Annotated in this window: 19 protein-coding genes and 8 tRNA genes; 15 read left to right on the top strand and 12 right to left on the bottom strand. The window is 39.2% G+C overall.

Features of this window, described 5'->3' with window-relative positions:
• Positions 1-7: 7 nt before the first annotated feature.
• Together AC1Z3T_RS16065 and AC1Z3T_RS16060 are read right to left on the bottom strand one after the other, a co-directional pair.
• A complete protein-coding gene (locus tag AC1Z3T_RS16065) occupies positions 8-1,225 on the bottom strand; it encodes an acetate/propionate family kinase (protein ID WP_100885919.1) in 1,218 nt (405 codons plus the stop codon).
• Positions 1,226-1,920: 695 nt separating this feature from the next.
• The gene (locus AC1Z3T_RS16060) at positions 1,921-3,186 is read right to left on the bottom strand and encodes a glutamate-5-semialdehyde dehydrogenase (RefSeq protein WP_005033719.1); all 1,266 of its coding nucleotides are present in this window, start codon (positions 3,184-3,186) and stop codon (positions 1,921-1,923) included.
• Between the two features lie 304 nt (positions 3,187-3,490).
• Between AC1Z3T_RS16060 and AC1Z3T_RS16055 the strand changes: the two genes are divergently transcribed.
• Positions 3,491-4,834, top strand: a complete 1,344-nt coding sequence (locus AC1Z3T_RS16055) for an alpha/beta fold hydrolase (RefSeq protein WP_100885918.1) — start codon at positions 3,491-3,493, stop codon at positions 4,832-4,834.
• A 59-nt stretch (positions 4,835-4,893) separates the two neighbouring features.
• Here the strand turns inward: AC1Z3T_RS16055 and AC1Z3T_RS16050 are convergent, their stop codons facing one another.
• Positions 4,894-5,736, bottom strand: coding sequence for a class I SAM-dependent methyltransferase (locus AC1Z3T_RS16050; RefSeq protein ID WP_046760948.1), 843 nt, complete (start codon positions 5,734-5,736; stop codon positions 4,894-4,896).
• 255 nt (positions 5,737-5,991) lie between these two features.
• The gene (gene nagZ, locus AC1Z3T_RS16045; protein WP_100885917.1) at positions 5,992-7,011 is read right to left on the bottom strand and encodes a beta-N-acetylhexosaminidase; all 1,020 of its coding nucleotides are present in this window, start codon (positions 7,009-7,011) and stop codon (positions 5,992-5,994) included.
• Between the two features lie 196 nt (positions 7,012-7,207).
• Here nagZ and AC1Z3T_RS16040 point away from each other — a divergent pair, with 196 nt between their 5' ends.
• Positions 7,208-9,391 (top strand): carboxy terminal-processing peptidase, encoded by a 2,184-nt coding sequence (locus tag AC1Z3T_RS16040; RefSeq protein ID WP_004830147.1) that lies wholly within the window; start codon positions 7,208-7,210, stop codon positions 9,389-9,391.
• Between the two features lie 1,216 nt (positions 9,392-10,607).
• Here the strand turns inward: AC1Z3T_RS16040 and dapE are convergent.
• The 3 genes from dapE to AC1Z3T_RS16025 all read right to left on the bottom strand — a co-directional run bounded on the left by dapE (position 10,608) and on the right by AC1Z3T_RS16025 (position 13,004).
• Positions 10,608-11,741, bottom strand: a complete 1,134-nt coding sequence (gene dapE, locus AC1Z3T_RS16035) for a succinyl-diaminopimelate desuccinylase (protein ID WP_004830145.1) — start codon at positions 11,739-11,741, stop codon at positions 10,608-10,610.
• A gap of 161 nt (positions 11,742-11,902) precedes the next feature.
• On the bottom strand, positions 11,903-12,043 hold the full coding sequence (locus tag AC1Z3T_RS16030; RefSeq protein ID WP_004830144.1) for an entericidin A/B family lipoprotein: 141 nt from the start codon (positions 12,041-12,043) through the stop codon (positions 11,903-11,905).
• A 115-nt stretch (positions 12,044-12,158) separates the two neighbouring features.
• Positions 12,159-13,004 (bottom strand): DUF1853 family protein, encoded by an 846-nt coding sequence (locus tag AC1Z3T_RS16025; RefSeq protein ID WP_100885916.1) that lies wholly within the window; start codon positions 13,002-13,004, stop codon positions 12,159-12,161.
• A 214-nt stretch (positions 13,005-13,218) separates the two neighbouring features.
• Here AC1Z3T_RS16025 and AC1Z3T_RS16020 point away from each other — a divergent pair, with 214 nt between their 5' ends.
• From AC1Z3T_RS16020 to AC1Z3T_RS15975, 10 genes are all read left to right on the top strand, one after another.
• A complete protein-coding gene (locus tag AC1Z3T_RS16020; protein ID WP_004830140.1) occupies positions 13,219-13,611 on the top strand; it encodes a YbaN family protein in 393 nt (130 codons plus the stop codon).
• A gap of 283 nt (positions 13,612-13,894) precedes the next feature.
• Positions 13,895-13,970, top strand: a tRNA-Val gene (locus tag AC1Z3T_RS16015).
• Between the two features lie 21 nt (positions 13,971-13,991).
• Positions 13,992-14,068, top strand: a tRNA-Asp gene (locus tag AC1Z3T_RS16010).
• Positions 14,069-14,110: 42 nt separating this feature from the next.
• Positions 14,111-14,187: transfer RNA gene (locus AC1Z3T_RS16005), tRNA-Asp, on the top strand.
• A gap of 75 nt (positions 14,188-14,262) precedes the next feature.
• A tRNA-Val gene (locus AC1Z3T_RS16000) sits at positions 14,263-14,338 on the top strand.
• Positions 14,339-14,346: 8 nt separating this feature from the next.
• Positions 14,347-14,423: transfer RNA gene (locus AC1Z3T_RS15995), tRNA-Asp, on the top strand.
• Positions 14,424-14,538: 115 nt separating this feature from the next.
• Positions 14,539-14,614 (top strand) — tRNA-Val (locus AC1Z3T_RS15990).
• Positions 14,615-14,622: 8 nt separating this feature from the next.
• Positions 14,623-14,699 (top strand) — tRNA-Asp (locus AC1Z3T_RS15985).
• A 100-nt stretch (positions 14,700-14,799) separates the two neighbouring features.
• Positions 14,800-14,875 (top strand) — tRNA-Val (locus AC1Z3T_RS15980).
• 77 nt (positions 14,876-14,952) lie between these two features.
• Complete coding sequence (locus tag AC1Z3T_RS15975; RefSeq protein ID WP_009585222.1) at positions 14,953-15,420, top strand: DUF2750 domain-containing protein; 468 nt, start codon at positions 14,953-14,955, stop codon at positions 15,418-15,420.
• Between the two features lie 29 nt (positions 15,421-15,449).
• On the opposite strand, the gene AC1Z3T_RS15970 is transcribed toward AC1Z3T_RS15975, so the two are convergent.
• The 4 genes from AC1Z3T_RS15970 to yccS form a co-directional block, all read right to left on the bottom strand.
• Entirely contained in the window at positions 15,450-16,235 is a 786-nt protein-coding gene (locus AC1Z3T_RS15970) for a YdcF family protein (RefSeq protein WP_100885915.1), read from the bottom strand.
• A 133-nt stretch (positions 16,236-16,368) separates the two neighbouring features.
• The gene (locus tag AC1Z3T_RS15965; RefSeq protein ID WP_042086358.1) at positions 16,369-19,011 is read right to left on the bottom strand and encodes a PepSY domain-containing protein; all 2,643 of its coding nucleotides are present in this window, start codon (positions 19,009-19,011) and stop codon (positions 16,369-16,371) included.
• 166 nt (positions 19,012-19,177) lie between these two features.
• The gene (locus tag AC1Z3T_RS15960) at positions 19,178-19,738 is read right to left on the bottom strand and encodes an SdpI family protein (RefSeq protein WP_004830134.1); all 561 of its coding nucleotides are present in this window, start codon (positions 19,736-19,738) and stop codon (positions 19,178-19,180) included.
• A 99-nt stretch (positions 19,739-19,837) separates the two neighbouring features.
• Positions 19,838-22,012, bottom strand: coding sequence for a YccS family putative transporter (yccS, locus tag AC1Z3T_RS15955; protein ID WP_080633136.1), 2,175 nt, complete (start codon positions 22,010-22,012; stop codon positions 19,838-19,840).
• Positions 22,013-22,158: 146 nt separating this feature from the next.
• Here yccS and AC1Z3T_RS15950 point away from each other — a divergent pair, with 146 nt between their 5' ends.
• Both AC1Z3T_RS15950 and AC1Z3T_RS15945 read left to right on the top strand, forming a co-directional pair.
• A complete protein-coding gene (locus tag AC1Z3T_RS15950) occupies positions 22,159-23,373 on the top strand; it encodes a multidrug effflux MFS transporter (protein ID WP_042086353.1) in 1,215 nt (404 codons plus the stop codon).
• A 329-nt stretch (positions 23,374-23,702) separates the two neighbouring features.
• On the top strand, positions 23,703-24,158 hold the full coding sequence (locus AC1Z3T_RS15945) for an ABZJ_00895 family protein (RefSeq protein ID WP_100885914.1): 456 nt from the start codon (positions 23,703-23,705) through the stop codon (positions 24,156-24,158).
• A gap of 24 nt (positions 24,159-24,182) precedes the next feature.
• Here AC1Z3T_RS15945 and AC1Z3T_RS15940 read toward each other — a convergent pair whose 3' ends face one another.
• Positions 24,183-24,605 carry a hypothetical protein gene (locus AC1Z3T_RS15940; RefSeq protein ID WP_004830127.1) on the bottom strand — a complete coding sequence of 141 codons (423 nt, stop codon included), beginning with the start codon at positions 24,603-24,605 and terminating at the stop codon, positions 24,183-24,185.
• 552 nt (positions 24,606-25,157) lie between these two features.
• Between AC1Z3T_RS15940 and AC1Z3T_RS15935 the strand changes: the two genes are divergently transcribed.
• Complete coding sequence (locus tag AC1Z3T_RS15935; protein ID WP_100885913.1) at positions 25,158-26,780, top strand: mechanosensitive ion channel; 1,623 nt, start codon at positions 25,158-25,160, stop codon at positions 26,778-26,780.
• Positions 26,781-26,808 lie beyond the last annotated feature (28 nt).

Genomic DNA, 26,808 nt, shown 5'->3' with positions numbered 1-26,808 from the left:
CGACAGTTTAAGTTGTCGCAACATCTGATTCAGGCTTTTTTGCAGCCTGTTGTACCTCGTGCTCAACCACATGTACCGTTTCTTTGGCAATACGACCCTCTTCATCTGTTGGAACAACCCAAATTTGCGGACCTGTTCCAGCATCGATACGACCTTCAGTGCCGCGTTTTAAACCATCATTTTGTTCTTTGCTTAGGTTAAACCCGAAGTGTGGTAGGTATGACACGGTTTTTTCACGAATATATGCTGAATTCTCGCCAATACCACCTGTGAAGAATAAACCATCGATACGCGGTAAGCCACAGCTTAATGCCGCGAGTGATTTTGCTAAACGATAACAGAATACTTCTATGGCTAAAGTGGCATCTTCGTTGCCTTGTTCTGAAGCTTCAATCAAAGTACGCATATCGTTAGAAAGATCAGATAAGCCGAGCAAACCTGATTGGCTATTCAGCATTTTATCAATTTTATAAATATCCCAGCCTAGATTAGACGCGAGGAAGCTATGAATACTTGGATCTACATCACCACTACGTGTCCCCATCACCACACCTTCAAGTGGCGTAAGTCCCATTGAAGTATCTACACTTTGACCATTCCAAATTGCGCATGTCGAGCTACCATTACCCAAATGTGCAGTTAACCAACCACCATGTTTATAGCTACCAGCAAGTTCAGAACCACGTTCAGAAACATAGGCATGGCTAGTACCGTGAAAACCATAACGACGAACATTGTGTTGGGTATAAAGAAATTTTGGCAATGCATAACGATAAGCATGTGCAGGCATGGTTTGGTGGAATGCAGTATCAAATACAGCCACCTGCGGTAGTTCTGGGAATAGACGCATTGTGGCATCGATACCGACTAGGTGAGCAGGGTTATGCAGTGGAGCTAAAGGTGTTGCTTCACGAATTTTTTCTACAATTTCAGGTGTAAGCAATTCTGCTTTGGTCAATGTACCACCGTGAACAACACGATGACCAATTGCCTTCGGTTGATATTGTGATAAACGACTCAAGATGGTTTCAAGAGCTTTTTCATGGTCTGCATGTGGAATGGAGAGTTCAAGTGGCTGATTGCCCGCAGTGATCCCTTTAATACGTGCATCAGCAGAGCCAAGGTTTTCTGCTAAACCAAAGATCCGATCTTCACGACGTTCAGAAACAAGCGCATATTTGATTGATGAAGATCCGCAGTTAATTACTAATACTGATGTAGACACGTTTTAATACCCGAAATTGTAATTTGAAAAAGTCATCCTGATTGATCTGATTACGCTTTATTTATAGGGCCAATTAGATCAGTAGTGATGTTGTACCATGTGTAGTTTTTTTGTCCTAGATAGACTTTAGGTGATTAGACTTTCGGACTATCGACCTGATATTGATTAATATTTAATATTTATCAGTTGATTATTAAAAACTATCATTCATCTTTATTTTAATCTATCTGCATTGTGCAGTTTCTTGTAAACAAACTTATATCCTTGTCTAGCAATTAATCTGTCTGGGCATAAAGCGGATCTGTTGGTTTTGTCATTATTATTGATGGTAGGCTTTCTTGCGAAACAAAGCTTAGGGATGTTTTTTTAAAGATTCAGCTTGATCATTTATAAAACGTTTATCGAACTCAGATTAAACAGGTTTGTGATGACGATACCTCACGATAGCAAGACCATCTATGATTCAATGAGCAAAATAAACGAATCACCTAAAGCTTATAAAAATTGGTATATAAAGATATAAGTTTTACTGGGGAATAAATGATTGAAATCATATCACTTGTATAAATAATCAGACGGTTTGGCTATAGAGATGTTACTGCACAAGAAGTTGTCCCTAATCTTCAGACAAAACTTATAAAAAAACTCAGCGCTGTAGGACACAACGCTGAGTGTTTAAAGTTTCAAAAATTCGATTAATGACGAATTTGACCGTCACCCAATACAATCCATTTTTGCGAAGTTAAGCCTTCGAGCCCAACTGGACCGCGAGCATGGATTTTATCGGTTGAAATACCGATTTCAGCGCCTAAACCATATTCAAAACCATCTGCAAAACGGGTAGAGGCATTGACCATTACTGAACTTGAGTCTACACGAGTTAAGAATTGGCGTGCTAAACTAAAGTTTTCAGTGATGATCGCATCGGTATGATGGGAACCATATTTATTGATATGTTGAATGGCTTCTTCAATCCCTGTCACAATTTTTACTGCCAAAATTGGACCAAGATATTCTTCATACCAATCTTCTTCACTTGCCGGTTTTACGATATTGCCTAAGATCTTTTGAACTTTGATACAACCGCGTAATTCAACCTGTTTTTCTGCATAGAGCTCGGCAATACGAGGTAAAAATTCTTCCGCGATGTTTTCATCGACCAATAAAGTTTCCATGGCATTGCATACACCATAACGATGTGTTTTCGCATTTAATGCGATTGGCAGTGCTTTATGAAGGTCTGCCTGAGCTTCAACAAACACGTGACAATTACCATCCAAGTGTTTAATCACAGGGATTGTTGCTTCATTGCTAATACGTTCAATTAGACCTTTCCCACCACGTGGTACGATGACATCGACATATTCAGACATCGTGATCAACTGACCAACTGCTGCACGATCAGATGTATTGATGACCTGTACACACGTTTCAGGTAATCCTGCTGCTTTTAAGCCGTGTTGAATGGCTTGAGCAATTGCCTGATTTGAATTCAGTGCTTCAGAACCGCCGCGTAGAATGATGGCATTGCCTGATTTAAGTGCTAATGACGCTGCTTCAAGGGTTACATTTGGACGTGATTCATAGATCATACCAACGACACCTAAAGGCACGCGCATTTTACCGATTTGAATTCCTGTTGGACGAAAAGCCAAATCAGTAATTTCACCAATTGGATCTACAAGACCTATTACATCTTTTAAGCCTTGTAACATGCCTTTGAAGCGTGTGGGGTTAAGTTCTAAACGATCAAGTAAAGCGCTATCTAAATTGTTGTCACGACCTTTGGTCATGTCAATTTGGTTAGCAGCTAAGATTTGCGGTTCACTATTTTCCAAAGCAGTATAAATAGCAGATAAGGCATTATTTTTTACAAGTGTAGTCGCACCTGCCAAAGCACCAGCGGCTTGACGGGCTTGAATTCCTACAGTTTGCATATACTGTTCAATTGAATCTTGCATAGCAGTTTATTTGATCGTTTAAAAATTTCCCTTTGATAGTAGCAGTCTAAGCAAAGGCAAGGAAGTATTTCATTGAAATAAACTTATTTACCCCGCGCATAGCCACTAAATATCTTGCAATGTTTTTGCCATTTAAACTGGACAGACGGTCAATTTAGCGATTGCGTATAAATCACACATCTGTAAGAATGAAACAATAAGGACATTGATGTGATACAGAACATATACGTATCACAAATTTGAAAGAATAATGCGGGTCGAAATCTTGCATATTAAAAGAATAAAGCAAGGATGGAGGAAGGATATGAATTCCATTATCCAAATGGACACAGAATCACACCAATCTTTATCAAGCTTTGGTTTTTTCGACATATACCATAAAAATAGTTTCAAACAGGAACCCAGGACAACTTGGATTGATGGTTGGAAAGTTGAGTATATGGCGATTGCTGATGCACGAACTATTCACAATACCCCGATTGTGATTGTGGGAGGGGCATTTCAAAATTTTAACTCCTATAAATATTGTGTTGAGCAATTCTTTGAAAGTGGTCCAGTCATTCTCATTGATCTACCCTCTATGGGAGCGAATCAGCAAATTACCAATATCGATTCTGGTCTATCTGCGGGTACTTTGGAACTGCCTGATCTTTCACGTATGTTGGGACAGTGGCTAGATATCGTGAATATTCAAAAAGTTGCTGTTGTTGGTATTTCCCTAGGATCGGTGATCGCCTCCTTTTTTGTTGACCAACGTCCAGAACTTGTTGAAAAGATGATCTTAATGGGCGTCATGCAGGAAACTCGTAAGAGCTGGCGCATGTTATTGGAAGAGTCTTTAATGTTGATGAAAGAGCAACGGATGGACGAATTTGGTCAAGCCGTTATTCTTTATTTGGTCAATCATGCCAAACTCGATAAAACTCGAATGTCGCCTACCGCGAAAAGATTGTTCTTTAAGCAAATGGCTGAGTTTTCAAATACAGAACAAGAACGTTATGAAATCAACTGCAATCGTTTATTACGTTTGAGCCACGTTCCTGTTCCACGTGTAAATACACTGGTGGCATGCGGTCAGTATGACAGTTTTACACTGCCCCATGAAAATGCTCATTTTGCTTTGCAATGCCCAGATATGCAATTTGCCATGATTGCCAATGCGGATCATGTGCCACAATTACAACGCCGTAAAGAAACCATGAATTTATTTACGACCTATTTGCAAGGGAAATCTATTCAGGGATTGGATGGAATTATCAATTTAACACGCGAGCAAATGCACAATATTGAACGTCGTGGGGAGGCTCGGATTCATGTGCTTGATCCACAGCGTCAATTAACGCATCGTCATTCTAATAAAGTGATTCCCGTTCACATTGTTGATTTAAATTATTTTGGACTTTTAATGGATCTTGATCATCTGCCTGATTTGAGTTTTGTGAATGAACATACTCGAGATTTGGCATTGAATCTGAGTGATGATGAGGGCGAATTTGCAATTGAGTGTCTAATTTTTGAAACTTGTGAAGATGGTGTTCGTGCACTATTTAAACATGGTAGTTTTGAAAATGCAGATCGTTTGTTACGCTTTATCACTCGCCAAACTCAAGCCCAAACCTGTAGGGTTGAAGATACCGCTTTAGCTTAATGAGGCAATAAAAACCAGTTCAATGTGAACTGGTTTTTTTATATTTTATTTCTCACTTTTTATAATTGTGCATCAATCACCCACACTAAGTCGCCATGATGTTCTTCAGGATTTTGTTGATGATCTGGATTGAAATAAAGGCGAGGTTGAATCACTTCAACCTTTTTAAAACCTGCTTCAGAGATAAAATGTCTGACTTGTTCTGGAGAGATAAAATGAAAAGTAAAGGCGCTTCTAGACATCAATTTCAGTAGTTTGCTGCTGTTCCAGATAACGGCAGCCAATTTGTTTTTGACAGGTTCAGGATATAGGTCGGTGAGATAGTGTAAAGCTTTAAAGCCTTGCCCATAATTTGCTATGGATTGGATCAATTGTTTTAAAAGGTCTTTGTTAAAGTAATTGATCAAGCCTTCACTGATCACAACGAGGGGTTTCTGAGGATCAAAAACTTTGAAGGCATTTTGAAAGTCTTGGGTAAATAAGTCGACTGATAAAACCGCTGGGCTGGCGGGATCTATCTGTTTTAATGCTGCTTGTTTGGTTGTTGCCATCTCAGGCAAATCTAATTCACGATAATCAATTTGAGCGTATTGTTGTCTAAACCACCATCCACGTGGAGATAATCCAGCAGCAATTTCAAGTACTTGTAAATCAGGGAATTGTTCAATCAATTGATGTAAACGATTATCCAAGATGGTGTGACGTTGTTTTAACGTGGTGCGCATACTGCCACCAACAAATTTTTCGCCCCAACTTTCGATGGGATGCGCAATCATAGCCAGTCTTTTGCCTTTCGCTGTTGCAAGCAAAGGATGGGAAATCCCCATTTGATACCAAATATAGCCTGTATAATGTGCGGTAAATGAAATATGACGATGTTTTGAAAGTTGTTGGTCTGACATAGTTTTCCTTAACTATTATTTTTTTAATTGGGACATCAAATATGGCAACACAAATCATAAATTCAACGGTTGCCTGATGCGTTCTTCCTGATTTCCATATAGGACTTTACAGTGCCTTTTAAGCCACACGAATAATGAAAAATATTTGCACACTATTCATCGTGTTATTTTAGCGAGCACAATGCAAGATTAATAAACTTAAAATGTCCTACCTACAATCTGCTATGCATTGTAGGAGGAACTTTATCTATCTTTTTAAAGAGAATTTCTGAATTCTTCAATGACTTTTTTGACAGTTTTCCATTCATCACCTAAATCAAATGATTCACCGATGGTGATATTGGGAATTTTGCCGCGCATACGTGCTAAACGTGTTTGGTTTGGTAATGGTAAGTTTTCAATACCTGCCAAAGCAATACATGCGGATTCACGATTATTACAAACGAGTCCCATATCACAGCCCGCTTCGAGTGCTGCACGAATACGAGCATCTGCACCTCCAGCAACACAAGCAGCCTGCATACTCAAGTCATCTGAAAAGAGAACACCATCAAATTTTAAAGTTTGACGTAATACTTTTTGAATCCAATAAGCGGAGAATCCAGCAGGGTTTGGGTCAACTTTTTCATAAATCACATGAGCAGGCATGAGGGCATCCAATTGCCCCTGAATTTGGATGAAACTCTGCATGTCATTGTCATAAATGTCTTGGTAATCTCGTTGATCAATTGCCGCAGCCACATGTGAATCTGCTTTGACCGAACCATGCCCAGGGAAGTGTTTCCCCGTGGTTGCCATACCAGCACGTTGCATCCCTTTCATAAAAGCACTTGCCAATGGAACAATATCTTGCACATTTTTAGCAAAAGCACGATCACCAATCACATCACTGATGTCATTGATATCCAAGACTGGAGCGAAACTAAAGTCAATCCCAACAGCAAGCACTTCAATTGCCATCAACCAGCCACATTGCTCAGCCAATGCTATGGCTTTTTCAGGTTGGCTTAAGTAAAGTTGACCAAAATGCCCCATGGCTGGAAGCAAAGTAAAACCATTTTTTAAGCGTTGTACACGACCACCTTCTTGGTCAACTGCAATTAAAATGTCTGGGCGAATTTTACGCATATGGTCAGTCAAGGCACGGACCTGAGCAGGAGATTCTATATTTCTTGAAAATAAAATCATGCCACCGACTTGCGGAGCGCGTAATAGTTCAATATCTTCTTGAGTAAGTTCTGTGCCTGCAATATCAAGCATCAATGCGCCGATCATAGGAATCCACGGTTGTATTTATATAAACTTGGAAACAATACCCGATTTCTGCAATGATTTGCTACATTTACTCAGTACAGATTATGCTAAAACTACACAACACACACAGATAAAATCGTTTAAGATGTTGAAACTGTTGAGTTCAGATTGAAAAACGATAGAGAAATTGGAAAACCCAAGGAAATATTAAGAATTTATGAAAATTCAAACTCTCGCTTGCGCTATAGCACTTGCAACAGGTGGTTTGTTCTTCACACATACCATCAATCAAGCAATGGCGGAAACCAATGCTACAAACGTTGCTCAATCGCTTCATCCTTCACAAGAACAAGCACTTGTGACTCGTCAATTGGCAACATTAATTGATCGTCAGCATTATTTAAACATGCGTTTAGATGCCAATACATCCAATCGTATTTTAGATATGTATATTGATAGTCTTGATCCTGAACATACGTTATTTTTAGCTTCAGAAATTGAACAATATAAAAAGCAATATGGCGCAACGTTAGGTGCAAAACTAAAAGCGGGCGATTTGTCTGGACCTTTTGCCATTCATGCACATTATCGTGCACGTTTAAAAGAGTTTTATGAATTTGAATTGGCTGAACTGAAAAAAACACAAAACTTAAATCAGCCGAATGAATTTATCGATACAGACCGTGAAAAAGCTGCATTTTTTGGTAGTAAAGCTGAATTACAGAATTATTGGCGCAAAATGCTGGTTTCGCAGTTGATTAATCTCACCATTGCAAAACAAGAAGATCAAGCTAAACAAAAAGCATTGAAAGACGATCCAACGCTTGCCAACGGGCAAGATTTAGCTGCATCTGAAGATCTAACGCCTGTTCAGACCTTAACTAAACGTTATACACGTCAATTGGAACGAATCGGTCGGACTAAGAGCGATGATGTGCTTGAACGTATCCTCAATGCAATGACATTAACCTATGATCCACATAGTAATTATTTCCCGCCTGTTGATGCGATGGAGTTGAATCGCCAAACGACCTTACAACTTGAGGGGATTGGTGTGTCCATTCGCCCTGAACGTGGCAATGAAGACTATACGAAGATTGAAACCATCGTAGATGGCGGACCTGCAAGCAAAACAGGACAAGTGAAGTCGGGTGATCGGATTATTGGTGTTGCTCAAGATGGCGACAAAATGGTTGATGTGATTGGCTGGCCAAGTTCTGAAATTGTTGGTTTGATTCGTGGTAAACGTGGAACCAAAGTTTCTGTGAAATTACTTGGCGCTGGTGCTTCGATGAGCCAAGCTCGCGTTGTGACCATTACTCGTGATGTTATCCAAGAAGAAGATGCCGGTGTACGTTCACGTACAGTTGAAATCAATCGTGATGGGCAAAAACATAAATTTGGTGTGTTAGAAATTCCATCATTCTACTTGAACTATCGTGCTCGTCGTGCAGGTACAGAATATCGTTCTGTATCTGAAGATACCAACAAAGCATTAAAAGCACTGGCTGCTCAAAATGTAGAAGGGATTATCATAGACTTGCGTAATAACCCAGGTGGTTCTTTAGAAGAAGTTGCCAAAATGATTGGGCAAGTGATTAAAGAAGGACCTGTCGTCCAAATTCGTGATGGTAATGGCAATGTCAGCGTGTTTGAAGACACAGATGGTGGTGCACAAACCTATGCGGGTCCTTTGGCTGTACTGGTGAATTTAGCTTCTGCATCCGCAAGTGAAATTTATTCTGCTGCACTTCAGGATTATGACCGCGCCGTGATTCTGGGAAGTACCACAACAGGTAAGGGAACTGCGCAAGTTCAGTTGGATAGTTTGGCTTATGGTCAAGCAACATTGACGCAACGTAAGTTCTACCGCGTTACGGGTGGAAGTACGCAAAATAAAGGTGTGATTCCTGACATCAAACTGGTTGACATCTATGATGAAGAGTTCGGCGAGCGTAAAGCGAAGAATGCTTTGAAATGGGATACCATTCCAACAGCACCATTTAAGCGTGAAGGTTCAATTCAACCTTATGTGGCGCAACTCGATCAAAAATCTAAGGTGCGTGTAAGTCAGGACCCTCAATTTCAATATCTAGAAACACGTAAAGCAATTGCTCAAGAAACCAAAGATCAAAAACGTATTTCTTTGGATATTGATAAACGTAAAGCAGAGTTGGTTGCACTTGAAATGAAAACTTTAGCTGCTGAAAACAAACGTCGTGCTGCGACAGGCTTGAAACCTTATTCGAATTGGGAAAGCTATCAAGCCAGTTTAGATGCATTGGCAGAGTCCAGAGCTAAAATGAAAGCAAATCAACGTCCAGCGCTGCCTGAAGAAGAGACTTTTGTGAATGAGGCTGCTAATGTGTTGCTCGATATGTCACATTTGAAAAGTAAATAATGAATGACCTTAAAATAGGTTGACAGTGATTTTATATAAACGCCCGATGAGCTTCATAGGGCGTTTATATTTTTAGAAGAATCTAATTTTTTATATAGTCTAAATTGATGTTTTTATAATATTTTTAAATATCTGGTATTTTGATTGATGGGCTAAATTTCATTTTTCAAGATATAGCAAAATCACCTGATTATTCATACAAAGATTTTGATTTCTATCCTTGCAAATCTATTTAACCTTTAGGCGTAGAATATGGCATTGAAAGCTTATATCATCTAGCAACGTATTCTTAACGTTCATTTTATTGATCAAGAGAAATGATATTTTGTTGTATGCATTTTTCAACAGATTGACTAAAGCATTCGTTTTACTGTCCAAGCATTTTATCTATATCATTTTGCAATAGTCTATCTGCCAAATAACATCAATTGTGATATTTCTGGTATAGCACCAAATATTGCTTAAACAGGATTCTAGATTTTGATCAACATGATCAATGAAAGGGCAGGATTTTGATATTTGGAGAAGCACTTTAATTAACGTGAGTTCGATGCAATCACATCTTCAACTTGTTGAAAAACAATAAGTCTCGGCGGAGTCTTGCTGAGTTTTCACCCAATTTCAGGATCAGCCTGCGGCTCGCCCTACTTGTATCTTTTCTTTCGGGATGAGGAGCGAAGCTCCGCAAGGGCAACCATCTTGCGCAGCGTCATCGCTGCTCACCGCAAAACTCGTAAACCACCAGCAACACATTCAATCAGTCGCAGAAACAATACTTTATAAAAGTAGTTCTGCCTCAAACAACTGCGGATGACGTTTCCGAGTATCATATTTCATCAAGAATTTTTATCGAACTCAGGTTAATTAAACTTGATGAACAGTTTCTCTAGCAACTTATTCAACATATGAGATCATGGTTTTTTTGACGATGTGCCTATTAGCCAGTTCTCGGTTTAAATTGTTTGTTACTTTGTCGGTTGAGGGGCAGTTATACCCCCATCCGGAGTCATTCTGTTTTGATCAACCTCATGACTCTCTGCTTTAGGATCGCTTGTTTTAGGATGGGGTTTTTGATGTTACCAGTCATGATGGTCTATGGGTCAATCAAATAATCAAACTTTGCGCATCATGTTCAATGAATGATTCTATGATCTACATATACCCTCTTGTTACAAGCTGAAATGGTTTAAAATCTTGATCAAACAGTTTGAATGCGTTACGCAAGCAACTCAACCAAAATTTGTTCATAAATTTCAGCCAATGGCTCTAGTTCATCAATATTCACGTGTTCATTAACTTGGTGGATGGTTGCATTAAGTACGCCCAGTTCAAGTACTTGTGCACCAGTGGGAGCGATAAAACGTCCATCAGAAGTACCGCCGCTAGTGGAAAGCTCGGTGTCGGTACCTGTTACGTTTTTAATGGCAGTTCGTGCGGCATTCACCAATTCACCTACAGGTGTCAAAAATGGTAAACCTGAAAGTGTCCATTCAATATCATAGCTCACTTGATGGCGATCAAGTATCTCTAGCACACGAGCTTTGAGTTGATCTGCTGTGACTTCAGTGGAGTAACGGAAATTAAAGGTTACTGTCATTGTACCTGGAACAACATTGGTTGCGCCTGTACCTGCTTGAATATTAGATACTTGGAACGAGGTTGCTGGGAAGTATTCATTGCCGTTGTCCCAAACAGTATCGCAAAGTTCTGCTAAGGCTTTGGATGCGGTATGAATCGGATTAATTGCCAAATGAGGATAGGCAACATGACCTTGTTTACCTTTTACTGTCAAGACGGCATTCAATGAACCACGACGTCCATTTTTAACGATGTCACCAAGGGTAGAGGTGCTTGAAGGTTCACCAACCAGACACCATGTCATTTTTTCATTACGGGCTTCTAATGTTTCGACCACTTTGACAGTACCATTGATTGAAGGACCTTCTTCATCAGAGGTAATCAAAAAAGCAATAGAACCCTTATGGTCAGGGTGGTTTTTAACAAAACGTTCAGAGGCAACCACCATTGCTGCCAAGGCTGTTTTCATGTCGGCACTACCGCGACCATAGAGCTTACCATCGCGGATTTCTGGTAAAAATGGATCTGATTGCCAAGCATCTAAATGACCTGTTGGAACAACATCGGTATGACCTGCAAAGCAGAAAACTGGCGAGCTAGTTCCACGTCTTGCCCAAAGATTGTCTACATCTTCAAAACGCATATTTTCAATATTAAAACCAATTGCAGACAAACGATCTGCCATGATGTTTTGGCAATTGTGATCTACAGGTGTCACAGAGGGTTGACGAAGAAGCTGTAAACTGAGTTCTAAGGTATCCGAACGATTCATGGACATTGATCAAGTAAGAAAATTGAACAATATAATAGAGGAAGATAAAACTGAATGAAAACCCAAAAGCAGAGAAAGTCTAAAAGCTTTTAAATAAGCATGAAAAAGCCTTATCTGTGGCAGATAAGGCTTTCCAAAAATCAAATTTTGGTGGTTGTGAATTACATCTTATTTTCAACTTTTTCTGCAGAATTCGTAACCGCATCCCCCGCTTTAGACACATCCTTACCAACACCTTTAAAAGTGTTACAGCCAGACAAAACAAAAGCGAATAACATTGAAACTGCTAAAATTTTTTTCATTACTATCTCCGTGTTTCACGCGTTAATTACATTTATACTATACGAAATTATTTGAAATATATCGTTATGCTTTTATGAGTGGATTCGTAAAGCACTGTATGAAAAACGTGAATAATTAAGTCTTTGTGTCAAGAGAAGATAATAAAGGTGCTTGGCGATACATATAAAATTGCTGGGTATGATGGTCATGGTACAAGCCATTGCACCACCATTTAGCAGTTGTTGAACTTTGTTTTAAATCTGGACAAATCCATTCATGTCGCTGTAAGCGATATAAACCTTGTTCAATGTGCTGTCCCCATTGTCCCAATCTACGTTGTTGATTAATCCATGAAGGGAGTGGGGCGGTGTGTCTAAAATAGGGGATATACAATTGTCCTTTGAGTACAGCGCATTTTTTTTCGATGTTTCGATCTAAAACTTGGCTAAATTGAAATTGTTTTTCAGAGAAATGATTTAATTTACGAAATAAAGTATCACTACGATTTAAGCCATACCAACGTGCTAAATGTAAATCTGCTTCACCTAAATAGTATTTTAAAGCAACTTCCCAATGCTCAATTTGTTGGGTTAGACGATTTAACACCAAAAAATCAATTTCTCCTTTTGTATGTTTCCCCTCAATGATTTGAATACTATGTTGAATCAGTTGGTAATGTGGATTGGCTTCATCTTGTAGCCAAAACCAGAACAAATATTCAAAACGTAAACCTAAACGCGTACTTTTGAGTTGTTGAACAAACTCAATTAATGTTGTTGGATTTTGGTCCAAGTCATCTAAGCGTGTTTGATAGGCGAGAAATTGTTGTTGCCAAAACTCAGTATTATGTAATTCAAAATGATGGTGAATCTGCAATTCATCAGGGAGTGCTTGAATAATATTTGGACTGGCAATGCAAAAAGCCAATTGACGGACAATCGGATGCTGATATTTCAACCAGGGTTCAAAATAATCTGTCATTGCATCACATCTCAGGTTGAAACTTAGGATTAAATAAAGAGAGCATAATGTGGTGATTCAAGCAAAGAAGCTTATCGAGATGCAAGTTTAATTTGTTGAGTATCGGAAATAATGAACAACATGATTCTAAAATAAAATGAGCAGTGCCGTTTGAAAATATACAGCGTATATCATTTGAACGTTATACTGGGTTGTGCGTAGATTGAGTGAAGCTATGAAAATTTTGTTTTGGCGAACATTGGTGGTGTTATTTATTGTGCTTGGATTTATTGGCGCATTATTACCTGGAATGCCAACCACAGTTTTTCTGATTTTAGCTGCATGGGCAGCCTCAAAAGGTTGGCCTCAAGTTGATGCATGGTTAATGAATCATCCTAAATATGGTGCAACACTTCGAGCATGGCGAGAGAATGGTACTGTGCCACGTAAAGCGAAATGGATTGCCAGTATCATGATGTTGATCAGTGGCATTATTATGCTCTTTACCAATGCACCTTTGGCCGTCAAAATTTTCACTGATCTCACGATGTTTATTGTCGCAGTCTGGTTGTGGTTACGTCCTGAACCTCGTTCTGTTTTAACGGGGAAGCAGCAGGACCAGCAGTGATTGGGTAGATTTTAAATATGCCCAAACCTCTAAAAGAGTTTTAAAGTCGTCATACAATAAAGCTGTAATACTGGAAATATCACTTAACCTACGAATGAAAGACAATAATAGCTGTTGAATGGATATTTGATAAATAGATAAATAATAAACAAAAAAGAATAAATTAAATTAAAATGATCTATTTTTTAATCACTCACGCCTAAAATACTTAAAACATAGAGAAAAGCGTTTGACACACAGTAAAGATTCTCTATAATGCACCTCACAAACGATGAAGTCGTTAGGGCGCTTAGCTCAGTTGGTAGAGCGTCTGCCTTACAAGCAGAATGTCGGCGGTTCGATCCCGTCAGCGCCCACCAAGCTTTAACGTTGAATTTAGTGCAGCGGTAGTTCAGTTGGTTAGAATATCGGCCTGTCACGCCGAGGGTCGCGGGTTCGAGTCCCGTCCGCTGCGCCATTAAATTCAAGAATCGTTTGTATCGCAATAATATGTTGAAGTGCAGCGGTAGTTCAGTTGGTTAGAATATCGGCCTGTCACGCCGAGGGTCGCGGGTTCGAGTCCCGTCCGCTGCGCCACTTTACAGAAAAATTGTGAACAGGTGTAATAACCTAATTAGAGTGTAGATAGATTTTTATTTATTGACTCGTTTAGGGCGCTTAGCTCAGTTGGTAGAGCGTCTGCCTTACAAGCAGAATGTCGGCGGTTCGATCCCGTCAGCGCCCACCATATAAAACGCAGCGGTAGTTCAGTTGGTTAGAATATCGGCCTGTCACGCCGAGGGTCGCGGGTTCGAGTCCCGTCCGCTGCGCCATTTATCTTGATTCCTGAGGTAAAGATAAATGGAGATGTTTAGATATAACGTTTTCGTTTGTTCCATGCATCATTTTTAAAGTTTAAACAGGGTGATCTCTGTTGATCTTCACTCAGGGCGCTTAGCTCAGTTGGTAGAGCGTCTGCCTTACAAGCAGAATGTCGGCGGTTCGATCCCGTCAGCGCCCACCATATACAGTGCAGCGGTAGTTCAGTTGGTTAGAATATCGGCCTGTCACGCCGAGGGTCGCGGGTTCGAGTCCCGTCCGCTGCGCCATTTATCTTGATATCCTGAGATTAAGATATTCAAATGTAAAATGATTGTTCTTTTTACATCTCATTTAGTTTAAGCAGTGCAACATTGTTTATTCTCCTCAGGGCGCTTAGCTCAGTTGGTAGAGCGTCTGCCTTACAAGCAGAATGTCGGCGGTTCGATCCCGTCAGCGCCCACCAAGTTTTCTTTCTTCTATTTATTTATTTTAAAATTTTGTGTAGAATATCTATATAATTATTTTAAAAATAAGTATCTTATGCGAAATCCATATCAACGCAAGGCTGCGTCTTCGGTACAGAAAAATACTGCTCAAGCGACAGATCAATATAAGGCATTTATCGAAAAAATAGTGTCTGATGCTAAAGTTTTTGCACTTTATGATGAAGGTTGGGCTTTATGTGCAACTCCTACAGGACAACAAGCTGTAGCGGTATGGCACAGTAAGAGTCTGGCGCAATTATTGGTCAAAGACAACTGGAGCCGTTTCGATGTTCAGGAAGTCAATTTTATTTCTTTTATCGAGCAAATGATTCCTTTTATTCAACAAAATGATACTTTGCTGTCAATCAATTTAACCCCTGAAGGGCAGAATATTTTGGTGTCAGGACGTAAGTTCTTGTTGGACATAAAAAGTTATTTATATCAGCTTTACATAGCTCAACCTGAGCTTTTTCGAGATCAAACCCGAATCCCTTTACCACGCAAGATTCGGATACATCCTTGATAGATGGAGTGAATGGCGTTGTATTTAATTTAATACTCTCCAAGTACCCAACCGCTGATATATGCAAAATATTCTCTTAACCATGCGTTATATCGAGTACTCAAGGGTGTTTCGGCCCCAATCGTGATGAAGTTGCGATAACCTTGTTTTTTTGCGATCGCCGCTGCACGTAGCGTATGGAAATCACTGGTGACAATTGCAATTTTTGAATTTAAAGACAAATCATGCTGCTGCAAAATAGCTTGGCTGTTCTTGAGGTTTAAATCTGTACTGGTACTTTTATTTTCTTGAAGAATTCTATGGGGTTGAATCTTATAATTTTCCTCTAAGTAGTTGGACATAATTTCAGCCTCAGTTTTAATCTCACCAAAATCTTTCCCACCACTTACAATAATCGATGTTTGTGGTTGTTGTTGTGCAATATTCCCTGCACGATCTAAGCGCTTGGCGAGTGTAGGTGACGCTTTACCTTGTGTTATTCCACTACCTAAAACAATGATTGCATCTAAACCATTCTCAGCATGATTTTGTTGTGTTTTAAAATGGATATAGCCAAAAAAGCCAATGAGACTGATCAACCAAATTCCAAACACAGACCAGCCTAAACGCCAGAGTTTTTTAAGTTTGCTGTGATGTGCCAGATATTGTTGGATTACCTTTCCCCATACGGCGGTGCAGATAAAGCCCAAACCAATCAATAAGGGTAAGAGAGTGCCTAGATGAATTTTTTTATACAGTAGCAAAATAAAGCCATCAAGAAATAATAATAAGCCGATAATGAATAGGCTTAAACGCAATAGTTTATTTTTGTTCATGGTCTGTGATAAATAATGTCATCCAGCGCACATTGTAAACGATCTATAGCAATTGAGGTTAGTGAAAAACAAACCGAGCAATTTTGCTCGGTTTGATGGGCTTATTTAGAACTGTTTAGATGCTATAAGTAGCTTAGTAAACATCACGTCGATAACGTCCATCTAGGCGTAATTGTTCAACTGTATCTTGCCCTAGAATATCAATCAAAGCTTGATCAACATCGCTTGCCATACCTTCAATGCTTCCGCAAACATAGATCACGGCATCATTGGCAATCCATTTCCGAACTTCATCAGCATGATCACGCAGTTTATGGTGAACATAGACTTTTTCTGCTTGATCACGGGAAAAAGCCAAGTCGATTCGTTGTAGCATTGCTGTATTTTGCCAAGCTTGAATAGTCTCTTTGAAGAAGAAATCATGTGCTTGCTGACGTTCACCAAAAATTAACCAGTTTTCCGTATAATCCAAGCGAACACGGGCATGGATTAAACTCATTAAACCTGCAATCCCTGTTCCATTTCCAATACAGATAATCGGGCGATTATCCGTGATTAGATGGAATGAATCATTATTGCGAATTCTTAACGCAACTTTGTCACGCAATTTTAAGTGTGAGGTCAACCAGCCTGAACCTAAACCAAGTTCACCTTGAGCATCACGTTGTTGACGAACCACTAAACGTAATACCTGCTGACTTGGAATACTGGCAATGGAGTACTCACGAGTAGGCAGGGTAGGCAACTGCTCAAGTAAATGCTCCATATTGGCAAAAGGCTCAACTTCGACAGTTAAGTCTCGATCCCAAAGGATATTTTTAATCGATTGTTGCTCATGTGAATCGACAGCTGTATCTGGATTAATTTGGTATTTATCTAAAAATTGTTGAATACGCTCAAGGCTATTTCCAGTTTGTATTTCTGCAATATCACCTGCTTGCCAGACTGTTTCATGACAGGCATGAAGTTCAATGTTGAAAGCTGGTGCGCCCAAGCTCTCTGGATTGAGTAATTCTCGTTTGCTCAAATGCCATTGATCAAACACTTTATCAATCGACATGGTTTGCAGGTCAAGTTTGGTGGCTTGAATTAAAGCTTTATTCCATTGTTGAATATCGCTATTGCTGCCATTATTCACTTCGATGGTCGTAAATAATTGCTGTGCGCCAGATTGTTTTAACCAGTGATCTATACGATGACCAAAACTACAGTAAGTTTCAGGATAGTCTTGCGAGCCTAAGGCTAAAACGGCATATTTGAGATGAGACAGATCTAATGATTTACTCATTAACTTCTTCTCAAAATGTGATGCTAAATCAGGTGCTTCACCAGTACCATAAGTGCTGGCAATCCATAAAACTTGTTTTGCTTGTTTTAAATCTTCTTCAGAAAGCTGTTGAGCAGATTTTACTGTAGTGGGTTGATGTGCTTCTTGTAGACTGATAGAAGTACGCCATGCCAATTGTTCAGATACACCTGTCTGTGAAGCATAAACAATTAACCACGGAGTTGCATCCGGATCAATTTGAATTGCTGAGCCAGATTGTTTTGCCGCAAGGGTTAATTTCTTTTGTTTACGACGTTTTAAGTACAACATCCATCCCGTGATAAAGAACAACGGCATTGCCAATGCGGCAAGCATAATGATGAATTGGAACACTGGACCAAAAAAGCTACCGCGATGAACAGGTAACATACTGCTCATGATTTTTTCATTCAGCGGTTTAACTTCATATAAATCAACTTTTTCAATTTGAGCTTTTTGATAATCATAAATCGCTTTGTTTCGTGCGCGCTCGTGTTGAGGAATTGCATCAACAAATGTCAGTTCGACCTTACCATCAGCTTTTTTAGGAATCGAAATTGTTAGGGTCGAATAATCACGTTTGATTTGTGAGTTAAAACCATTCCATGTTTGTATTAGGACTTGTTGAATCTGTTCAGGTTTTAGCCCTTCATTCGCTTCTCGATGACCACCACGCGGATGTTGATCACGTCCTTGTGCTGAAAGATTGGACGGTGTACGTGTTGGTTGCGGGTCTGCGGTATTGCTTTGGCGCCCTTTGCCTTCACCCATGCGAGGTGCTTGCATTTCGGGTTGAGGTCTTTCAACGCCCATCACCTTGAACATCCCGTCACGCCACCAGTCATATGACCAATACAACCCTGTACATGCTAGAAGTAAATAGAAAATAACAACCCAAGTTCCAACCACTGCATGCAAATCCCAAAGGAAATTACGACCTTTGAGTTTAGGCTTTATTGCAAACCATTGTTTGAAAGAATGTTTTTTTGGCCAGCGAAGATATAAGCCACTGAGTACAAAGAAGATCAGCATCAATGTACTTGCACCAGTAATCTGTTTGCCGACTTCGCCTACAGTGAGATTACGGTGAAGTTGCTGGATAAATTGGAAAAAATCTTTGCCTTTAACTTCAGGCAAGATTTCTGCTGTATAGGGGTTAACCATCATGGTATACCCTCTACGTGCACCTTCTTTAACAATATTAATATTTGACGCTTCTTCAGGTGCTTTGGCGACAGTGATACTGTTAATCTTCATTTCAGGATTTTGAACTTGAAAATGTTGATAAATTTCAGCAGGAGTTAACTTTGCATGATTTTCAACTTTTACAGTAAAACTGTCTGGATTTAACCATCTTTGAATCGGTTGTTCATAAGAATAGATTGCACCAGTAACCCCCATAATCGAAAGGATCAAGCCCGCTGTAATGCCTAAAAACCAGTGTATTTGGAAAAAAGTCTTTTTAAACATGGTGATGGAAAGGGAAGAATTGTTTGATCACAGATTATAGCTGAATATCTAGGAGAGATAATGAATTTTGCAGATAATATTTATTCTCATTATCATTTTTATTAAAATAGTCATCATAAATGTAAAAAAACCTCCAACGATGGAGGTTTTGTGAAGTTTTTACGGTTTACAGTGTTTTTGCTTCACCGACTGATTCTTTAAGATGTTTGCGTAAAGTCTCGAATGGAAAATTTTTGCTGTCCATACGCTTAGGTAAAATATACGCACCTTGCTGACCTTTTACTTTAAAATTCACAAGTAAAAATTCTGGTGTGTTATACCATTCATAAACATCTTTCCAGCCAATCGTACCGACACCTTCTTGTACGCCCATTTGCTGACGCATTACGATACCGCTTGGCTGTACACCGAGTTTGACACCTTTGATTTCTTGAACTGGAAACTCATTCATCTTACGTTTTACATACCATTCAAGCCCAAATTTGCGCACTAAGAGATAAATCGCCACACAGGCAAGAATGACCCAAAAAATAATGGTCGAGTAGTTTTTAATTAACGCAATACCCAAGATTGAAAGGACAACAGCGACACCCATGATTGCCCAAGCTTTAGTCCCAATTTTATTGGTACTGCGCCAAATCGCAAGTTGAGCACTACGTTGTTCGGCTTCCGATACTTCGTATGGAACTGGTTGTAAGGTATAAGCGTAAATATTCTTGGCAGTCATAGTGTCAGTAATGTATGTAAATCTAGTCAGAGTTTAGCACTAAATCCCAAGATTTAGTGCGCCTATTGTACCAAATATCTAGGCAAATTTTACGCTCTTTTATAAAGAAGCTAATTCTGTAGATTGATCGTCACGGGCATGGCTTAAATTTTGTTTGAGGCTACTCAATTGTTTGAGGATACTAAACATTAATGAAAGTTGTTGAAGAATAATCAATGACTTAGAGTCATCTGCTTCTGACTGCCCCAAACGGGTACGAATCGCTTGCAGCATATTATGTGCTGTTAAATCAGGCATTTCATCCCGTAACAAGGCACCACGGATATCATCCAAAGCTTGATCCAGTAGATTTAAAACTTGCTGATCCTGGATTTTTTCACGATGTGCACCCAATGCAGCGATATAACTAAGGAAGGTATGATTTAAGCATAAAAACTCAAAAGCCAATGTTTTTTGACTTTGGTCAAAATCTGGTTCCGTTGCTAAAGTTGAAATCAATGATGCAACTTCAGCATCTGTATTGTGGGCTGCTCGACGAACAATTCGATAGTTTAAACTGTTGTTACGTCCCTGATGATATTGAGTAACAACATCAGCCAAATAATTACATTGCGCTTCCAGAGAACGTTGAATGGTTCTTGGCAAACGACGGAATCTCCAATCTGGAAAAATAAAGCTCACGCCAAACCATGCCAAGGCACACCCAATCACCGTATCAATCATACGGGGTAGAGCTGCTTCAAAGCCCAGCCCATCTAAGTTAAAGTTGATCAGTGCCATGATGGTAATGAACGCTGTAGCTTGTGCGTATTGTTTACTGCGGAGGTCGAAAAATAACACACCACTTATCACAAGCAACAACAGTTGCCCTTCAATGGAAGGTACAAAGAATAAGATGGCATAACCTAAAATAATGCCACCGAGTGTCCCCACGATACGTAATCTTAGGCGGCGTTTGGTGGCATTGAAATTTGGTTGGCTGACAAAAAGTGCTGTTAATAAGATCCAATAACCATATTGAATATTGGTCAATTGCACAAAAACGTAACCGATAAATAAAACCACAGAAACCCGAATCGCATGTCTAAACAAGACCGATTCAGGGGTTAAATTTTGTTTAATACGGATAACAATATCATCCCAGCCTTTTAAATCATCATCTTTCAGTTGTTGTTCAACATTTTTATTTTGATCATATTTAATATGACGTTCAGTCTCTAAGTTCTGTAATTGGGCATCGATAGATTTTAAGTTTTGATAAAGTGCAAATAATGAGTTGATCCAAATGAGGTCATAGTGTTCTTCTTTTCTGAGCTTATTTAAAGACTGTTTTAAATTTTTAAAGGCATATTCAAAGCGGGCGTTATGTTGGTATGTGGTCCGATGTAAAATGCTATCACTTAAATCCTTACATGCTTTGCCTTGTAGTGCCAAAATACGTTGAAAGCGAAATAAAACATCACTATGTTCAAACATTTTTGCCAGTTTTTGATAATCAATATGTGCTGAATCCGCACGCTCATGTATATCTTGCGCTACAAAGTAATATTGCAAGCTACGCCGTGTATCACGTTGCCCACGGTCGCCTTTGAGACGGGTGAGTAGTGCTGTGCGCATATCGTTAAAAATGCTAATCAGCTGACCATTCTCCATGGACAGGCTAATCATGCTGTCTTGGTAACTGGTCGCTGTCATATCGACATCAAATAAGTTGGATTTGGAAAAAAGAAAATTACCCAATGATGAAAAACATTGGGACAGCTTGTCTTGAACCTGACGTACTGGGAAGAGCAAAAAACTGATGGTGGAAATGAGACCGTACCAAATCGCCCCAATCACTAACAGACTAGGTTGGATATACCAATGCTCAAAAAGATGAACGCCAAGCATAGAATAAACTGAAACGACCAAGCAGCCATAAGAAATGGTGGCATAGCGTCGTCCCAAAGAACCCAATAAAATCCATCCGATACAAGAAACAATTAAACCTAAAGCAAAAAGTACAGGATAAGGGAACAACAAACTCACTGAGGCAGCGGTGATAAAAAATCCGATATAGGTATAAATCAAATTCATGATCCGCACTGAAAAGCGGTCATCAATATCACTCAGACCTGCGGCAACCACACCCAAGGTCAATGGAATGGTCATCAACTGCTGACCCAATAAATAAGGGACAAAAGCAGTGCCTGTAAAGGCGATGACCATCCTCAAGTTATACATGAAACTTGTGTTATAGGTGGCTTTTCGTAGTTTTAACAGCCATGTGTTCAAAGGAAATCCTTATTCAATCGATACGGTGTTATTGCTGGGGTGCTTGTTTTATTGCTGAGGTGATTTTTCACTTATCTTTGTGACACATCTTACAATGGACAGTGTAAACTTGTTCGCAATATTTAGTATGAAATTATAAACGATCTATGTCTGAAAAAAACGCTGGTCAACAGTATTCAACAGGTTGGATTATGCTTTTGGCACTATTTACCTCGTTAGGTCCTTTATCTATCGATATGTATTTGCCAGCACTCCCACAAATGGCGCAAGATTTTAATGTCACCACCCAACAAGTTGCCAATACTTTACCTGCATATTTCTTGGGCTTGGCTGTAGGGCAGTTGATCTATGGTCCGATCAGCGACCGCATAGGTCGTAAAAAGCCACTTTACTTTGGTATGACCTTATTCGCTTTTGCCAGCTTATTATGCGTTTTAGCTCCTGATCATTGGTCATTGATTGCTGCGCGAATTTTACAGGCTTTGGGCGGTTGTGTAGGTGTGGTCATGGCACGCGCAGCCATTCGAGATCGTTTAGATGTTCAAGGTTCTGCTCAAGCTTTTGCCAGCATGATGATTGTGATGGGAATAGCGCCTATTCTTGCGCCATCTATAGGTGCTGCAATTCTGTATTTCTTTCACTGGCAAACAGTATTTGTTGCTTTATTTTTAATTGGCTTGATCTGCTTAGCCTGTGTTCATTTCTTATTTAAAGAAACTTTAGCGCCATCACGTAGACTTCAACTGAATTTTAGTCAGGTTTTTATTTTATATGCTGCTATTTTTAAAGATCGAAGTTTTCGCTTTCCAATGATGGCAGGTTGTTTTACAGGGGCTGCGCTATTTTGTTATATCAGCTCCGCAGCAGCGGTATTGATGGATGGCTATCATTTAACACAACAACAGTTCGCAATAGCTTTTGGTTTTAATGCTTTTGGTATTATTTTACTGTCCTCAATCAATAAACGTTTAGCCAATCGTTTTTCAGTGATCCGCCGTTTAACCATGGGGGGATTGATTCAGGTTGCAGGTGCATTAATTATTGTAGGAACTGGTTTAATCGCACAAGCACCATTGGCAATGGTGATGCTCGGTTTGTTCCTAACAGTTTCAGGGATCGGTTTTACAGGACCTAATGCGATGGCTTTAGCGATGTCAGAACAAGGTTCAAGAGCAGGTACAGCCAGTGCAATTATGGGCAGTATGCAGTTTGCTTGTGGTTTATTGGGTGGTGTGGTGTTGAACTTTTTAGTCTGGAATCACTTATTCAATATGGGGATATTGATGTTGGCTTTTACTGTCGCAGGATTCTTGGCAATTTTAAAAGTATCGCAACAACTTAAGCTCAAACAACTTTCATAAATTCCACGCCATTTTTTACACAAGACATAGAAAAGATCAAATGTAAAAAAACAAAAGCCGACGATTCGAGTGATGAGTAAATCGTCGGCCAAAATACTTCGTTTATAAAGATTCAGGCTGCTATTCTAAATCTTGAAGAAGCATAAGTTTTTAGTCTCTCTGGGGGAGTTAAGGTCTCCAAATTTAACTGCGGATGCCGTGCAATAAACTTGGTTGCTGCAGACCTTATACTTATATAACGACAACAGTTTCTGATTGGTTGACAAGAAAATGAAAAAAAATTTAAAAAATTTTATAATGTCGGTCTCATTGCAATTTAAGTTGACACTATGGTCTCTTTAAATAAATATTTTTTATGGTTTTTTCTACTTTGTTTAGTGTTAACAATGATTGCTGGCATATTGGCGGCAATTTTACCCAATGAGATTGCAGGTGTGTTCACTGCGCTACCTTATTTACTTGCCATGATTATTGTATTGTATCGTTTTCTAAAACAACAACATCGAGCACCAACCGATCAAGAACGTAGAAATTTAACCTTAGGTTTTACGCTCATTTTCTGGAGTTATAATGTATTGGGCGTTTTCGCGGGCATCTGGTTTTTTTCTCGCAACGACCCTGAAATTTGGCAATCATTCATTGCTTATATGCAAAATATCCGATTTTTGAGCACGATACTTATTATGCTTCTTTTGCTTGCCGTTCCGCTCTTTTTAATTACTTATTGGTTTTATGGAACGCAAGCAAAACGAATGGCGGCAAAAATGTTTGAGAATGAAAATTAGGTTTGCTGGTGTGCTAGCTAAAGATCAATGCACAAACATATCCATAAATTCACGTAACTCCTGAATCGCGACTTCAATATCAGTGGTCAGCCAAGTGGGTTCAAAAATACCAGCATAATGTTCTAAACGATCTTGAGGCACGACCAGACGTATTGGACAGTCTTCTTCGAGTAAGCGCCAAGGAATAATAGGAACTTCATTGTCAAGAAAGGAGTTGATATTACGAATGTCAATGATCATGGCATTGATACATTCGGGGAAGGGCATTACTGAAAATTCATCAGTACGTCTACGGAAATATTCCAGATCTCCCCACTTTAAAATATAGCTAGGCTTACTAAACTCAATGATTCCGATTAAATGATCATCTCTAGATGTATGTAAGAAGCATTGATGAGTGACATCGGTGTCTAAATCGAGTGCGACACTTTGTCGTTGATATGCCATATATACAATAGTCAACAAAAATGGGGGTACATATTATAGCCCATTTATCTGTCTCTTACCGCTTTAGATTAAAATTTACTTTTACTTAAAATATTTTACACAAAGTTGATGAATAGACTGATAGTATAAAAATACATCAAGTTGATGGAGGTGGATGTCATGAGACACGATTTCAATAAACCATCTTACGTAACCAGTAATGAAGAGATTACACATAAGAATCGCCTACCAATTTATATGCTTATTCTTGTGGGATTATTTCTCGTATCATTGCTTATTTATATGGCGGCCGATTGGCTCTAATTTAAAACTTATCAATAATTTAAACTATACATTAAGCAGAAACCCTAGTCAGCAAGCTAGGGTTTTTTGATTCTGCTTAGTATTTATGCTTTGTTTTGTTGTATTTATGCAGTAAAAATTGATCGTTATATAAGCAAATTATAAAGTAAAAGAGTAGTTCATCACGCTTTCTGTTGAAAATAAGAATGATGCTTGGAGTCATTTGAGCACACTCAAATTGTTATAAATCTATGACTTGAGGGAATAAAAATGAATGAAATTTTACACACTCAGGGGAATTTTGATGCCATGTATTATTGGAATCAATTTCACCCAATTTTAGCCGCTGTAGCTATCCTGATTGTCGGATGGATTATTGCATTAATTGTCGCAGCAGGTTTTAGAAAAATCCTAGAGAAACTGGGAACAAATTCGAAATTATCTTCTGCCACAGGGCATCGTTCAAACATCGAAAGTATCCTTTCCAGAATTATTTTCTGGGTGGTCATGGTCATTGCTGTCATTGGCGCGCTCAATGTACTGAATTTGAACAGTGTGAGTAGCCCATTCAGTTTGATGATTCAACAATTCTTATTGTTTATCCCGCAACTATTGGCTGCTGTAGCAATAGGATTCATTGGTTGGATTGTAGCAAACCTCGTCAAGGTTGGGCTAAAAAAAGCTTTGGATCGTACTCAACTTGATGAAAAGCTAAGTGCAGATGTGGGTGTTAGCCCAATCAGTCATAACATTGCTGATATTGTTTACTGGTTGATTTTGTTGTTGTTCCTGCCGATTGTTCTGTCGATTTTAGGCTTACAAGGATTATTGGTTCCTGTTCAATCTATGTTGAATGAAGCCATCTCTTATTTACCTAATATTTTCATTGCAGGTGTAATTGTTTTTGTCGGTTATATTTTGGCAAAAATTGTGCGTGGTATCGTAGAGGGCTTAATCAGTAGCTTAAATTTACAAAGCCAAGCTGAAAAAGTGGGGCTATTTAAAAACTCAGATCAGGGTTTATCTAAGTTTTTAGGTTCATTTGTTTTTGCTGTGGTCATGATTACTGCTTTAATCGTGGCATTTGAAGCTTTAGGTATACAGGCAATTTCACAACCTGCAACAATGATGCTCGGTGAAATTATGTATGCGATTCCACATATTATTGCAGCGGGATTAATTTTAATCGTTGCTTATGTGGTGTCTCGTTTTGTGGGGCGTTTGGTTGCTGAAGTTGTTGCAGGAACTGGTGTAGATTCAATTCCTGCTAAATTAGATGTGCAACGCTTTTTAGGTGAAACTAAAGTTTCTTGCATCATTGGATATTTGATCGTGTTCTTTACTATGTTGTTTGCAGTTTCAGAAGCTGCGAATCGACTCGGTTTTGAGCAGGTCAGTGGTCTGATCTCGATGTTCATTCACTTTGGTGCGAATATTCTCTTGGGTGCAGTGATATTGGTTATTGGTTTCTGGTTGGCCAATATCGTGGCAAATATTGTACAACGTGGAGAATATAACAGCTCGAGATGGTTAGGAAATCTTGTTCGTGTATTGATCATGGGCTTAGTGATTGCAATGGGCTTAAAAGCCATGGGTATCGCAGACTCTATTGTCAATCTTGCATTTGGCTTAACCTTAGGTTCTGTGGCTGTAGCATTTGCTTTGGCATTCGGCTTAGGTGGTCGTCAACCTGCTGAACGTGTTTTAACAGATTTGATTGACAAAGCAAAACAACAAGCAAATCAACCGAATCCTCTAAATCAAAAAAATACAGATTCCGTTGTCCCTCCGGCAACAGATTCTAGTCAAGTCACAGCGGATACACCTACGATCGAAAATGAATATAAATCTTTAACCGATTCATTTAAAGAGGATAAAGATGACCCGAATTAACATGTAAATCCTTACAAAGATCGATCAG

This window comes from Acinetobacter sp. B-6, from assembly GCF_056930735.1.
The sequence above is the reverse complement of the archived record's forward strand: the minus strand, read 5'-3'. Positions and strand labels throughout refer to the sequence as shown.